The organism is Microbacterium sp. ABRD28 (genome assembly GCF_003850245.1).
Lineage (GTDB): Bacteria > Actinomycetota > Actinomycetes > Actinomycetales > Microbacteriaceae > Microbacterium.
This window is the reverse complement of sequence record NZ_CP031015.1, coordinates 2131176-2144471: the sequence shown is the minus strand read 5'-3', so window position 1 is coordinate 2144471 and position 13296 is coordinate 2131176. Positions and strand designations below refer to the sequence as shown.

Here is a 13296-nt window from a genome sequence, read left to right as displayed (position 1 = left end):
GTGGGAGCCGCGCTTCCCCTCGGTGAACCCGCCCCGGCCGACGGCTCGCTGCCGGCCGGCACGGTCATCGACCCGTCGGTGCCCTTCGGCGCCTATCTACACATCCCCTTCTGCCGGGTGCGCTGCGGGTACTGCGATTTCAACACCTACACCGCCACCGAGCTACGCGGCGCCAGGCAGGACGACTACGCCGACACTCTGTTGCGCGAAGTGGAGCTGGCCCGCCGCGTGCTGTCCGAGACCGGGCGGCTGCGACCGGTCGAGACGGTGTTCTTCGGCGGGGGCACGCCCACCCTTCTTCCCGCCGACGACCTCGTGCGCATGCTCGAGGGCGTGCGTGCGGCGTTTCCGGGGGCCATCGAGCCCGAAGTGACGGTGGAGGCCAACCCCGACACCGTCGACGAGGCGGTCGCACGCCGCCTCGCGGAGGCCGGGGTGACCAGGCTGTCGATCGGCATGCAGTCCGCTGTTCCTCCTGTGCTGGCGACGCTGGATCGCTCGCACCGCACCGACGCGGTGGCCACCGCCGTGGCTGCCGCCCGCGAAGCCGGGCTCGGTGTCAGCATCGATCTGATCTACGGCGCACCGGGAGAATCACTGGCCGACTGGCGCGTCTCGCTCGAGACGGCGATCGCGCTCGACCCCGACCACCTCTCCGCCTACGCCCTCATCGTCGAGGAGGGGACGGCGCTGGCCCGCCGCATCCGACGCGGGGAACTCGCCCTCCCCGACGACGATCTGCAGGCGGAGATGTACGAGCTCGCAGACGATCTGCTCACCGGGGCGGGGCTGTCGTGGTACGAGGTGTCCAACTGGGCTCGGACCCCCGCCGATCGCTGTCGCCACAATGCCGCGTACTGGCGGGGCAGCGACTGGTGGGGGTTCGGCCCCGGCGCGCACGGCCATGTGGCCGGAACCCGCTTCTGGAACGTGCGTCATCCGGCCGCCTACGCCCAACGGCTCGCCGAGGGCCTGTCTCCCGCAGCGGGGCGCGAGGTCCTGTCACCGTCATCCCGGCTCCTCGAGGCGGTTCTCCTCGGCGTCCGCACCCGCGAGGGTCTGGCCACCTCGTCCCTCCCACCGGGCGCGGATGCCGCCCTCCCGGGGCTCGTGGCGGACGGCCTGGTCGAACCTCAGACCATCGACCGGGTGCGGCTGACCCGGCGCGGCCGACTCCTGGCCGACCACGTCGTTCGCACGCTCACGGCCTGACATGCCGTGATCCGGCCGTCCGACGTCGAGGGTGTTCCGATAGAATTGGCACTCGGATCCCACGAGTGCCAGGGGTGTCGGCAGGCCGACGAAGGGGGTGTCATGGTCAGCGAACGCGGATTGCAGGTGCTGCGCGCCATCGTGCAGGACTACGTCGACACGCGCGAACCCGTCGGCAGCAAGGCCATCGTCGAGCGTCACGCCTTCGGCGTGTCCGCCGCCACCATCCGCAACGACATGGCTCTGCTCGAAGACGAAGACCTCATCGTCGCCCCGCACACGTCGTCGGGGCGGGTCCCGACCGACAAGGGCTACCGCGTCTTCGTCGATCACCTCGCCCAGGTCCGGCCTCTGAGCCCCGCCCAGCGGACGGCCATCTCGTCGTTCTTGGAAGGTCCCTCGGATCTCGACGAAGTGCTCGCCCGCACGGTGCGCGCTCTGACGGTCCTCACCGGGCACGTCGCGATCGTGCAGTATCCGTCTTTCGCGCGGGCGACGGTCTCCCACGTGGAGCTCGTACGCCTCGACGCACTGAAGGTGCTGGTCATCGTCGTCACCGACACCGGCCGGGTCTCGCAGCGACTCGCGTTCCCGGGAATGGAGATCGATGAGGACCGGATGCAGCGGATCCGCGGCCGGGTCTCCGACCTCGTCGTCGGAGTGCCGGTGCGGGAGGGCGTCGCCGGGGTCGCGACCGCCGTCGAGGCGGGCGAGACCCCCGGGGATCCCGACGGCCCCGCGCTCCAGGCGATCCTCCGGGTCATCGGGGAGGAACTGGACGGCTTCCGCCAGGACCGACTCGTGCTCGCCGGCAGCGCCAACCTCGCCCGCAGCGAAGCGGATTTCCGCGGCAGCATCTATCCGCTGCTGGAGGCCATCGAAGAGCAGGTGACACTGCTGAGGCTCATGGGAGAGATGGTCGCCGACGATCAGGGCCTCGCGGCGAGCATCGGCCGCGAGAACGAGCCCTTCGGCCTGAGCGAAGCGTCCGTCGTCGCGAGCGACTACGACGCGACGGGCTCTCGTGCTCGCGTCGGCGTGCTCGGACCGACCCGCATGGACTACCCGACCAACCTCGCGGCCGTCCGGGCCGTGGCGAGGTACCTCACTCGTCTCCTGGACGAAGACGAGAACGCCCGCTGACGACAGCATTCCGCAGACTCCCCGCGCCCGGCGCGGCAGGAAGGTGAAAGTGGCTGACCACTACGAAGTACTCGGTGTGGCGCGTGACGCCAGCCCCGACGACATCAAGCGCGCCTACCGACGGCTGGCGCGAGAGCTGCACCCCGACGTCAATCCCGGTGAGGACGCGGCGGAGCGGTTCAAGCTCGTCACGCACGCCTACGACGTGCTGAGCGACCCCGACCAGCGCGCCCGCTACGACGTCGGCGGCGACACCGCCTTCGGCGGAGCCGCCGGCGGGTTCGGCGGGTTCAGCGACATCTTCGAGACCTTCTTCGGCGGGGGAGGAGGCGGCGGGGCGCGCGGTGCCCGGCCGCGCTCACGGCGCGAACGCGGTCAAGACGCGCTGGTTCGGATCAACCTCGAGCTCAAGGACGTCGTGTTCGGCGTGCACCGCGACATCGAGGTCGACACCGCCGTGGTGTGCGAGACGTGCACCGGATCGTGCTGCCAACCCGGCACCTCACCCGTCACGTGCGACATCTGCCACGGCACGGGCCACGTTCAGCGGCAGGTCCGAAGCCTCCTCGGCAATGTCGTCACCTCCCAGCCGTGCTCGGTATGCCAGGGGTACGGCACGACGATCCCGTATCCCTGCGCCACCTGCCAGGGGCAGGGGCGGGTTCGCTCACGCCGCACGGTCTCGATCGACGTACCGGCGGGCGTCGAGAGCGGTCTGCGTCTGCAACTGCCCGGGTCGGGCGAGGTGGGCCCCGCCGGCGGACCCAACGGCGATCTCTACCTCGAGGTGAACATCGCACCCGACCCGGTGTTCTCGCGCGACGGCGATGACCTGCTGGCGACGCTCGAGGTGTCGATGCCCGACGCGATCCTCGGCACCCACACGACGATCGACTCGCTCGACGGACCGGTCGACCTCGAACTGAGGGCCGGCGTGCAGTCCGGCGACGTGCTGACCATCAAGGGGCGCGGCATCACACCGCTGCGCGGCTCGCAGCGCGGCGATCTTCGCGTCGGCGTGCAGGTGGTGACCCCCACACGGCTCGACCACCGGGAGCGCGCCCTCATCGAAGAGCTCGCCAAGCGCACCAAGCCCGCCCCGCCGCGCCTCTCCGAATTCCACCAGGGCCTGTTCGCCAAGCTCCGGGATCGTTTCCGGAACGGCTGAGCGGTGCCCCTGCACTTCTTGGCCTCCGAGGCGACCACGACGCCCGTCGGCGGCGTCGTGACCCTGACCGGTGCCGAGGCGAAGCACGCCGCCACGGTGCGGCGGGTGCGCGTCGGTGAGAGTGTGACCGTCGGCGACGGCGCCGGGGTGTGGCTCGAGGGCGCCTGCGAGTCGGTGTCCCCGTCGTCGGTGGCAGTGCGGGTGTCGGCGAGATCGCAGATCGCCGCCCCTGCCCCTCGCGTGGTCCTGGTCCAAGCCCTGGCCAAGGGCGACCGCGACGAACTGGCCGTTCAGGCCGCGACCGAGCTCGGCGTGGACGAGATCATCCCCTGGCAAGCCGCGCGGAGCATCTCCCGCTGGGACGCGGCCAAGGCGGCCAAGGGACGAGAGCGGTGGCAGACGATCGCCCGGGAGGCGGCGAAGCAGGCCCACCGGCCCTGGGTTCCCCTCGTGTCCGAGCCGGTCACGACGGCCGCGATCGCGGCGCGTGCGGACAGCGACCTCGTCGTCGTCCTCGAGCCGACGGCGTCCGAGCGGCTGAGCGGGCTTGCCTCGTCGAGCCGCGACCTGCTGCTCGTGGTCGGTCCCGAGGGTGGCATCACCCCGCAGGAACTCGCCCTGCTGGAAGACGCCGGAGCGACCCTCCGTCGCCTCGGCGAATCCGTCCTGCGCACCTCGACGGCGGGTCCCGCAGCGATCGCCGTCGTCAGCGGTGCCCTCGGTCGCTGGTGACGGCCCCTCGGTAGACTTCCTCCATGAGCGAACCGTCGGTCTTCAGCCGTATCCTCACCGGCGACATCCCGGGAGAGATCCTCACCGAGACGGAGAACGTCTTCGCCATCCGCGACATCGCCCCCCAGGCCCCCGTGCACCTGCTCGTCATTCCCAAGACCGAGCGCTACCGCGACGTGGGGGAGCTCGCCGCAGGCGACCCGGCACTCCTGAGCGAAATGGTCGCGCTGGCCGGATCGCTCGCGGCGCAGCACGCCGACGGCGATTACCGCCTCGTGTTCAACACCGGCGCCAACGCCGGACAGACGGTCTTCCACGTGCACGCGCACGTCCTCGCCGGGGGCCTGCAAGAGAAGGAGCTTCGTGCCTGACACCCCACCCGCCGTCGAGCGCGTCCTCGCGGACGGCGTCGCCATGGTCCAGCTGCTCGGTCCGCAGGACCGTCTGCTGCGCGTGGTCGAGAAGGAGCATCCCGATGTCGACGTGCACGTGCGCGGCAACGAGATCACCCTCACCGGCGATGCCGACGCCGTGGCCGCCGCCCGCGTGCTGGTCCACGAGTTGCTCGCGATGACCAAGGCGGGACAGAGCCTCGGCCCCGCCGATGTCACCTCCGCCGACCGGATCCTCCGCAGCGACGGCGGACCCCGCCCGTCCGAGGTTCTCGGCGAGCCACTGCTGTCGACGCGGGGCCGCGTCATCCGCCCCAAGACCCTCGGACAGAAGGCGTACGTCGACGCGATCGACGATCACACGATCGTCTTCGGCATCGGACCGGCCGGTACCGGCAAGACCTATCTGGCGATGGCGAAGGCCGTCCAGGCGCTGCAGCGCAAAGAGGTCAACCGGATCATCCTCACCCGTCCGGCGGTGGAGGCGGGGGAGCGTCTGGGCTTCCTCCCGGGAACGCTCACCGACAAGATCGACCCGTACCTGCGTCCGCTCTACGACGCCCTCAACGAGATGATGGATCCCGAGATCGTGCCCAAGCTCATCGCCAGCGGCACGATCGAGGTCGCTCCGCTGGCGTACATGCGCGGGCGCACCCTCAACGACTCGTTCGTCGTCCTCGACGAGGCCCAGAACACCACGCCCGAGCAGATGAAGATGTTCCTGACCAGGCTCGGGTTCGGGACCAAGATGGTCGTGACCGGTGACATCACTCAGATCGACCTCCCGCAGGGCGCCTCGGGGCTGCGCCTGGTCACCCGCGTGCTCGATCGCATCGACGACATCCACTTCTCCTTCCTCACGAGCGATGACGTCGTACGCCACACCCTGGTGGGCCGGATCGTGGACGCGTACAGCGAATTCGACGAGCGGCGCCTGGCTGCGCGTCGCGAACGCGACGAGGCGACCGAGCTGGCTGGTCGCGCGGAGCGTCGCGCCGCGACCCGGGCCCCGGGCCCTCGCGACCGCCTTCCGAAACGGGGACGCCAGTGACGATCGAGATCACCAACGAATCCGGGATGCCGGTCGATGAGACCGTGCTCCTCCGGCTCATGGAGCACAACTTCGGCGAACTGCACGTCAGCTCGGAAGCCGACGTGGCGATCCTCCTGGTCGATGAGGGCGCGATGGAGTCGCTTCACCTGCAGTGGATGGATGAGCCGGGGCCGACCGACGTGCTGAGCTTCCCGATGGACGAGCTGCGGCCCGGCACCGAGGAGTCGCCCACGTCGGCGGGGCTCCTCGGCGACATCGTCCTCTGCCCCCAGGTGGCCGAGACCCAGGCGACGGCCGCTCGGCACTCGACCATGGACGAACTGGTCATGCTCACCACCCATGGCCTGCTGCATCTGCTCGGCTTCGATCATGCCGAGCCCGAGGAGGAGAAGGAGATGTTCGGGATCCAGCGCGATCTCATCGTCTCCTTCCAGATGAGCGAGCGCCGTCGCGCGCGGTCATGACCCCCGTTCTCCTCCTTCTCCTCGCGCTGGTCCTCATCGCCTTCGGCGCCCTCATGGCATCGATCGACGCCGCCCTCGGCGTCACCTCGCGAGGAGACCTCAGCGAGCTCGCCGAGCAGTCGCCGCGGAATGCCACGTCTCTGCGGCGGATCGCCGCCGATCCCGACGCTCACGCCACGGCCGTGGTCTTCATCCGCGTTCTCGCCGAGACGGGGGCCGCGGTGCTGGTGACGGTGTCCTTCGTCATCCTCTTCGACAGCATCCCGTGGGCGATCGTCGCCGCCATCGTGCTGATGACGGGGATCTCCTTCGTCCTTGTGGGCGCCAGCCCCCGCGGCGTCGGCCGGCGTCACGCCCGCGGTCTTCTCCGCGGCGCCGCCCCGGTCATCCGCGGCGCCCGCCTGGTTCTCGGACCCCTCGCACACGGACTCGTCGTCCTGGGCAACCGGGTGACCCCCGGTGCACCTCGGGGTGCCTCGTTCGCCTCCGAGGAGCAGCTGCTCAGCATCGTCGACGAAGCCGCCTCCCACGACCTGATCGAGCAGGACGACCGCGACCTCATCCACTCGGTTTTCGACTTCACCGACACCTTCGTGCGAGCGGTGATGGTGCCCCGCACCGACATGGTCACCGTCGGGGCAACCACCTCCACCCGCGAGGCGATGCAGGTCTTCCTCGACAAGGGCGTCTCCCGCGTTCCGCTCATCGATGAGGACGCCGACGACGTGGTCGGGGTGCTGTACCTCAAAGACCTCGTGCAGTTCGGGTTCCGCGACGAGTCCGGCTGGCGCGACGCACCGGTCACGCGCATCGCCCGCAAGGCCGTGTTCGTCCCCGAATCCATGCGCGCCGAGACTCTGCTGCAGCAGATGAAGCGGGACGCGGTGCACGTCTGCCTCGTCGTCGATGAGTACGGGGGCGTCTCGGGCCTGATCACCCTGGAGGACATCATCGAGGAGCTCGTGGGAGAGATCTCCGACGAGTACGACCCGCGCGCCGACGAGGTCGTCGAGGTCGACTCCGGCCGCTACCGGGTCAGCGCCCGTCTTGGCTTGGACGCGGTGGGCGATCTGTTCGGGATCGAGCTGGAAGACGAGGACGTCGACTCGATCGGAGGCCTTCTCGGCAAAGCCCTCGGCCAGGTGCCGCAACCCGGCGCAACCGCCGAATACCTCGGCCTCCTGATCACAGGAGGCACGTCGCGCGGACGCGGGCGCGGTCTCGCGACCGTCTTCGTCGAGCGGACGGAAGAAGCCGCAGCCGCGCGGGAGCGCGAGCACAGTGAACGGGAAGCAGGAGCACGATGACAGACGATCCCGCCGACACGCCGACCGGATCGCGCTCCGGATTCGTGACCTTCGTCGGCCGACCGAACGTGGGCAAGTCCACCCTCATGAACGCCCTCGTCGGCGAGAAGATCGCCATCACGAGCGAGAAGCCCCAGACCACCCGCCGGGCGATCCGCGGCATCGTCAACCGCCCGGGCGGTCAACTGGTGATCGTCGACACCCCCGGCATCCACAAGCCCCGCACCCTTCTCGGCCAGCGGCTCAACGACCTCGTCGACGACGTTCTGGGTGATGTCGACGTGATCGGGTTCTGCGTCCCTGCCACCGACGCCGTGGGCCCCGGCGACCGACGGATCGCCGCGTCGCTGAGCGGTTATCCGCGGGCGAAGAAGATCGCCATCGTCACCAAGATCGATGCGGCCGCGCGCGAACAGGTGACCGAGAGGCTGATGGAGGTCGACGCCCTCCGTGAGGACTGGGCCGCCGTCATCCCGCTGTCCGCCCTGACCCGGACGCAGCTCGACGTCCTCAGCGACGAGGTGCTCGCCCTCATGCCGGAGGGACCGGCGCTCTACCCCGACGATGTCGTCACCGACGAATCGGTGGACGACCGCGTCGCGGAGATCATCCGGGAAGCCGCCCTGGAAGGAGTGCGGGACGAGCTTCCGCACTCGATCGCAGTGGTCGTCCAGGACATCGCACCCCGCGAGGACAGCGACCTGACCGATGTCTTCGCCGACATCGTCGTCGAGCGCGACAGCCAGAAGGCGATCATCATCGGCCACCGCGGTTCGCGCCTGCGGGATGTCGGATCCCGCGCTCGGTCGCAGATCGAGCCGCTGCTGGGCACGCGCGTGTACCTCTCGCTGCACGTGCGCATCGCCAAGGAGTGGCAGCGCGACCCGAAGCAGCTGCGTCGCCTGGGTTTCTGAGCCTGCTACCATGGCCGCATGCGCGCCGGCCTGCTTCTTCTCCTTAGCCGCCGCGGCGAGGCCTCGATCTAGGGCCACCCTCGTCGCGGAGCTCGGCGTCGGCCCGTCCCTCAGACGTGGAAGAGAAGAAGCGACATGAAGAACACCCAGCGCCCCTCGGGCATGCCGATCCACAAGTATCGGCCGTATCACGAGCAGATCCGCGTCGATCTGCCCGACCGTACGTGGCCGGATGCCCGCATCACGCAGGCACCGCGCTGGTGCGCGGTCGACCTCCGCGACGGCAACCAGGCCCTCATCGACCCGATGAGCCCCGAACGCAAGCGCATCATGTTCGACCTCCTGGTCAGCATGGGCTACAAAGAGATCGAGGTCGGCTTCCCGTCGGCCAGCCAGACCGATTTCGACTTCGTCCGACACCTGATCGAAGAGGACGTCATCCCGGACGACGTCACGATCCAGGTGCTGACCCAGGCGCGTGAGCACCTGATCGAGCGCACCTACGAGTCCATCGCCGGCGCGAAGCAGGCGATCGTTCACCTGTACAACTCCACGAGCGTCCTGCAGCGCGAGGTGGTGTTCCGCACCGACAAGCAGGGCATCGTCGACATCGCCCTCGAGGGCGCGCGGCTGTGTCGCCAGTTCGAGAAGCGCATCCCCGAGACGAAGGTCTACTACCAGTACTCGCCCGAAAGCTACACCGGCACCGAGCTGGAGTTCGCGGTGGATGTCTGCAATCAGGTCATCGAGGTCTTCGAGCCGACGCCCGAGCGCAAGGTCATCATCAATCTGCCGGCCACCGTCGAGATGGCCACGCCGAACGTCTATGCAGACTCGATCGAGTGGATGAGTCGGCACCTGGTGCACCGCGAGAACATCATCCTGTCGCTGCACCCGCACAATGACCGGGGGACGGCGATCGCCGCTGCCGAACTCGGGTACATGGCCGGGGCCGACCGGATCGAGGGATGCCTGTTCGGCAACGGCGAGCGGACCGGCAACGTCGATCTGGTGGCGCTCGGCATCAACCTGCTGACCCAGGGCATCGACCCGATGATCGACTTCAGCGACGTCGATCAGATCAAGCGCACCGCCGAGTACTGCAACCAGCTGCCGGTGCACGAGCGCAGCCCCTGGGCCGGAGACCTGGTGTTCACCGCGTTCAGCGGCTCCCACCAGGACGCGATCAAGAAGGGCTTCGAGGCGATGGACGCCCGGGCGGCCGCCGTGGGCGTCTCGGTCGACGAACTCGAGTGGGCGGTGCCGTACCTGCCGATCGACCCGAAGGATCTCGGCCGGTCGTACGAGGCGGTCATCCGTGTCAACTCCCAGTCCGGCAAGGGCGGGGTGGCGTACCTGCTCAAGAGCGACCACGCCATCGACCTGCCGCGCCGCCTGCAGATCGAGTTCTCCGGTGTCGTGCAGGCGAAGACCGACGCCGAAGGCGGCGAGATCACCAGCGATGAGATCTGGCGCATCTTCACCGACGAGTACCTGCCCGCCTCCGATCCCGACGAGCGCTGGGGCCGTTTCGAGCTGCTGAGCACCCGCACCCAGAGCGACATGTCCGGTGACGTGGTCCTCGATGTGTCGCTGCGCGACGGCGAGGAGCGCGTCGCGGCTTCGGGTCACGGGAACGGGCCGGTCGCGGCCTTCCTCGAGGTCATCCGCGCACAGGGCTTCGACGTGACCCTCTACGACTACGTCGAGCACGCCTTGAGCTCGGGTGGCGATGCACAGGCCGCGGCCTACATCGAGTTGCAGGTCGACGGTCAGCGCCTGTGGGGCGTCGGGATCGACGGCGACATCTCGACCGCTTCGCTGAAGGCGATCGTGTCGGGTGTGAACCGGTCGATCCGCACGCGCGAGCAAGCGGGAGTGCTCGCCGGAGTGTGAGCGGAGCTCACGGCTTGATGATCGGGATCCCGGTGGTCTCCACGGCGACCTTGCGGCGGTAGAGCGCCCGCTGTTCAGGCAGGGAGATGTCGAAGATCACGGCGAGGAGCCGGATGACGGCGGTCACCGCGATCCCGATGATCGCTGCCACGGCGAGCGACGCGCCGAAGGCGTGTACCACGGCGAGCACGGAACACCCGACCGCTGCGGCGACCGCGTAGAGCGATCCGACGTGCATGATCGCGATCGGCACGCCCATCAGCATGTCGCGGAGGATGCCACCGCCCACCGCGGCGCAGACGCCGACGAACACCGCGGGGACGACGGGGAGCCCGAGGGCCAGGGCCTTGCTCGTGCCGAACGCGCCGAAGAGTCCCATCGAGAGTGCGTCCAGACCGACGATCACGGCGTTCAGGCGTGCGAAGACGCCCGACAGCAGCATGCCGACAAGGGCCGCGACGGTCGCGGTGATGAGATACCAGTTGCTCTGGAGGGTCACCGGGGTGGTGTTCAGCAGCAGGTCGCGGATGAGCCCGCCCCCCATCCCCAGCACGACGCCGATGATGGCCACACCGAGGAAGTCCAGGCGTCGCTGACCACGGAAGCCCGAGGCGAACAGCGCCCCCTGGATGCCACCGAGCCCGACCGCGGTCAGGTCTGCCCACAGCGGAATCACGAAGAGCGGCTCGTCCACGCGTCCATTCTGGCCCGACGGACGCGATAATCGAGTGTGCCCACCTATCGCGACGAGGTCGTGGTCCTGCGCACCCACAAGCTGGGGGAGGCGGACCGCATCGTCACCGCCCTCGGCCGCCGCAGCGGCAAGATCCGCGCGGTCGCGAAGGGGGTGCGTCGCACCTCTTCCCGTCTCGGCGCCCGCCTCGAGCCCTTCATGGTCGCCGATGTGCAGTTCTCCCGCGGCCGCTCCCTCGACATCGTGCAGCAGGCCGAGTCTCTCGGCTCCTACGGCGCCGAGATCTCCCAGCACTACGACCGTTACACCGCCGCCCACGCGATGGTGGAAGCCGCCGATCGCCTGAACGACGCCGAAGCCGCCACGCCGCATTACCTGCTGCTGGTCGGGGGTCTGCGCGCGCTCGCGCGCGGGGATCACGCCGCGCGCAGCATCCTGGATTCCTACCTCCTGCGGGCGATGGCCCTCGCCGGCTGGGCACCGGGCCTGGGTGAATGCGCACGCTGCGGCGCGCCTGCGCCCCACGACCAGTTCGTCGCGCAGCTCGGGGGTGTCGTGTGCGCCGCCTGCGCCCCCACCGGTGCCGCGCACATCGATCCCGCCACGATCGGACTGCTCACCGCACTCATGGCGGGGGAGTGGGAGATCGTCGACGCATCCACCCCGCACTCCGCGGGTGCGGCGTCCGGGCTCATCGCCGCCTACGCACAGTGGCACCTCGAACGCGGGATCCGCTCGCTCCAGCATGTGGAGGCGGTCCGATGACCCCGAAGCCCTACACGCATCGCGACGCCGTGCCCTACCGTCCGCTCGATTGGACCGGCGTCCACCCGCCGGCGTTCCCGGGCGCCGTGCCGCGCCACGTCGCGATCGTCATGGACGGGAACGGCCGCTGGGCCAACCGTCAGGGCCTCACCCGGGTGGAAGGGCACAAAGCGGGCGAGGAAGTGCTGCTGGACGTCGTCGCCGGCGCCATCCAGGCCGGCGTGCGGCATTTGAGCGTCTACGCGTTCTCGACCGAGAACTGGGCCCGCTCGCCTGATGAGGTCCGCTTCCTCATGGGGTACAACCGGGATGTGCTGCACCGGCGGCGCGACCAGCTCAACGAGTGGGGTGTGCGGATCCGCTGGGCGGGCCGGAAGCCCCGGCTGTGGACCTCGGTGATCAAGGAGCTGCAGTTCGCCGAGAGACTGACGGCCGGCAATGACGTCCTGACCCTCACCATGTGCATCAATTACGGCGGCCGCATCGAGTTGGTCGACGCCATGCGCGCCATCGCCGGCGAGGTCGCTGCCGGGCGGATGCGCCCGTCGGCGATCAACGAGAAGGTCATCCGCCGCCACCTCTACCAGCCCGACATGCCCGACGTCGACCTGTTCATCCGCTCCAGCGGCGAACAGCGGACCTCGAACTTCCTGCTGTGGGAGTCGGCCTACGCCGAGTTCGTCTTCCTCGACACCCTGTGGCCGGATTTCTCCCGCGCCGATCTCTGGCGCGCGATCGATCTGTATCTCGACCGCGACCGCCGCTTCGGCGGGGCGGTCGATCAGCCGACATCCGACATCGCCGATCACGATCGGCAGGAATAGCGAGGCTGCCGGGGATGGTTGTGATCGATATGACTGAACCCCTCCGGCTCGACGTATGGAGCGACATCGCCTGCCCGTGGTGCTACATCGGCAAGCGCAACCTCGAAGCGGGCCTCGCCCAGACCCGGACCGACGCTGATGCTCCCGAGGTCGAGATCGTCTACCACTCCTACGAGCTCGCCCCCGACACTCCGCCGGACTACGACGGTAGCGAGGTGGACTACCTCGCCGAGCGCAAGGGCGTGAGCCGCGACGAGGCCCAGCAGATGATCGACCGCGTGACCGAGGTCGCCAAGGGATCGGGACTGGCGTACCGCTACGATCTCCTCCACCATGCCAACACCGGCAAGGCCCACCGGCTGCTGCACTTCGCCAAGGAGAACGGCCGGCAGCTGGAGCTGGTCGAACGGCTGATGTCGGCGTACTTCACCGAGGGCCGGCACATCGGTGCGGACGACGAGCTCGTGCGGCTCGCCGCGGACGCCGGTCTCGACGGCGACGCGGCCCGCGAGGTCGTCGCCACGGATCGATTCGAGCTGGACGTGCGCCGCGATCAGGCGCAGGCGCAGGCGTACGGCATCTCCGGGGTGCCGTTCTACGTGATCGACGGCACCTACGGCGTCTCCGGGCCCAGCCCCCTGAGGCCTTCGCGCAGATCCTGCGTCAGGTGTGGTCGGAGCGCCGCTCGACAGCCGAGGCCGAACCCGCCGCGAGCGCCGGCTGAGGGCGGA

The 13296-nt window shown here is 69.3% G+C and carries 13 protein-coding genes and 1 pseudogene; 13 read left to right on the top strand and 1 reads right to left on the bottom strand.

Annotated elements, in window-relative coordinates:
• The 10 genes from hemW to leuA all read left to right on the top strand — a co-directional run bounded on the left by hemW (position 1) and on the right by leuA (position 10282).
• The gene (gene hemW / locus DT073_RS10360; RefSeq protein ID WP_124293318.1) at positions 1-1212 is read left to right on the top strand and encodes a radical SAM family heme chaperone HemW; all 1212 of its coding nucleotides are present in this window, start codon (positions 1-3) and stop codon (positions 1210-1212) included.
• A gap of 102 nt (positions 1213-1314) precedes the next feature.
• Positions 1315-2355, top strand: a complete 1041-nt coding sequence (hrcA, locus tag DT073_RS10355) for a heat-inducible transcriptional repressor HrcA (RefSeq protein ID WP_124293317.1) — start codon at positions 1315-1317, stop codon at positions 2353-2355.
• A gap of 49 nt (positions 2356-2404) precedes the next feature.
• Positions 2405-3523 (top strand): molecular chaperone DnaJ, encoded by a 1119-nt coding sequence (gene dnaJ / locus DT073_RS10350; protein ID WP_124293316.1) that lies wholly within the window; start codon positions 2405-2407, stop codon positions 3521-3523.
• Positions 3524-3526: 3 nt separating this feature from the next.
• Positions 3527-4255, top strand: a complete 729-nt coding sequence (locus tag DT073_RS10345) for a 16S rRNA (uracil(1498)-N(3))-methyltransferase (RefSeq protein ID WP_124293315.1) — start codon at positions 3527-3529, stop codon at positions 4253-4255.
• A 23-nt stretch (positions 4256-4278) separates the two neighbouring features.
• A complete protein-coding gene (locus DT073_RS10340) occupies positions 4279-4626 on the top strand; it encodes an HIT domain-containing protein (RefSeq protein WP_124293314.1) in 348 nt (115 codons plus the stop codon).
• Positions 4627-4669: 43 nt separating this feature from the next.
• Complete coding sequence (locus DT073_RS10335) at positions 4670-5698, top strand: PhoH family protein (RefSeq protein ID WP_124294466.1); 1029 nt, start codon at positions 4670-4672, stop codon at positions 5696-5698.
• Positions 5695-6165, top strand: coding sequence for an rRNA maturation RNase YbeY (gene ybeY, locus DT073_RS10330; RefSeq protein WP_124293313.1), 471 nt, complete (start codon positions 5695-5697; stop codon positions 6163-6165). Before DT073_RS10335 ends, ybeY begins: the two co-directional genes overlap by 4 nt.
• Complete coding sequence (locus tag DT073_RS10325; protein ID WP_124293312.1) at positions 6162-7472, top strand: hemolysin family protein; 1311 nt, start codon at positions 6162-6164, stop codon at positions 7470-7472. Before ybeY ends, DT073_RS10325 begins: the two co-directional genes overlap by 4 nt.
• Positions 7469-8386 (top strand): GTPase Era, encoded by a 918-nt coding sequence (gene era, locus DT073_RS10320; RefSeq protein ID WP_124293311.1) that lies wholly within the window; start codon positions 7469-7471, stop codon positions 8384-8386. Before DT073_RS10325 ends, era begins: the two co-directional genes overlap by 4 nt.
• A gap of 135 nt (positions 8387-8521) precedes the next feature.
• Positions 8522-10282 (top strand): 2-isopropylmalate synthase, encoded by a 1761-nt coding sequence (gene leuA / locus DT073_RS10315; protein WP_124293310.1) that lies wholly within the window; start codon positions 8522-8524, stop codon positions 10280-10282.
• A gap of 7 nt (positions 10283-10289) precedes the next feature.
• On the opposite strand, the gene DT073_RS10310 is transcribed toward leuA, so the two are convergent.
• The gene (locus DT073_RS10310; RefSeq protein WP_124293309.1) at positions 10290-10976 is read right to left on the bottom strand and encodes a trimeric intracellular cation channel family protein; all 687 of its coding nucleotides are present in this window, start codon (positions 10974-10976) and stop codon (positions 10290-10292) included.
• Between the two features lie 36 nt (positions 10977-11012).
• Here DT073_RS10310 and recO point away from each other — a divergent pair, with 36 nt between their 5' ends.
• The 3 genes and pseudogenes from recO to DT073_RS10295 all read left to right on the top strand — a co-directional run bounded on the left by recO (position 11013) and on the right by DT073_RS10295 (position 13289).
• Positions 11013-11741: a DNA repair protein RecO gene (gene recO, locus DT073_RS10305; RefSeq protein ID WP_124293308.1), complete on the top strand. Its 729-nt coding sequence runs from the start codon at positions 11013-11015 to the stop codon at positions 11739-11741.
• On the top strand, positions 11738-12565 hold the full coding sequence (locus DT073_RS10300) for an isoprenyl transferase (protein ID WP_124293307.1): 828 nt from the start codon (positions 11738-11740) through the stop codon (positions 12563-12565). The genes recO and DT073_RS10300 overlap by 4 nt, the downstream gene beginning before the upstream one ends.
• A 29-nt stretch (positions 12566-12594) precedes the next feature.
• Positions 12595-13289 (top strand): annotated as a pseudogene (locus DT073_RS10295) (DsbA family oxidoreductase).
• Positions 13290-13296: the final 7 nt, after the last annotated feature.

Coding starts and splice junctions, on each gene's coding strand:
- hrcA (WP_124293317.1), top strand. CDS start 1,315: ATGGTCAGCGAACGCGGATTGCAGGTGCTGCGCGCCATCGTGCAGGAC.
- DT073_RS10340 (WP_124293314.1), top strand. CDS start 4,279: ATGAGCGAACCGTCGGTCTTCAGCCGTATCCTCACCGGCGACATCCCG.
- DT073_RS10335 (WP_124294466.1), top strand. CDS start 4,670: ATGGTCCAGCTGCTCGGTCCGCAGGACCGTCTGCTGCGCGTGGTCGAG.
- DT073_RS10325 (WP_124293312.1), top strand. CDS start 6,162: ATGACCCCCGTTCTCCTCCTTCTCCTCGCGCTGGTCCTCATCGCCTTC.
- era (WP_124293311.1), top strand. CDS start 7,469: ATGACAGACGATCCCGCCGACACGCCGACCGGATCGCGCTCCGGATTC.
- leuA (WP_124293310.1), top strand. CDS start 8,522: ATGAAGAACACCCAGCGCCCCTCGGGCATGCCGATCCACAAGTATCGG.
- DT073_RS10300 (WP_124293307.1), top strand. CDS start 11,738: ATGACCCCGAAGCCCTACACGCATCGCGACGCCGTGCCCTACCGTCCG.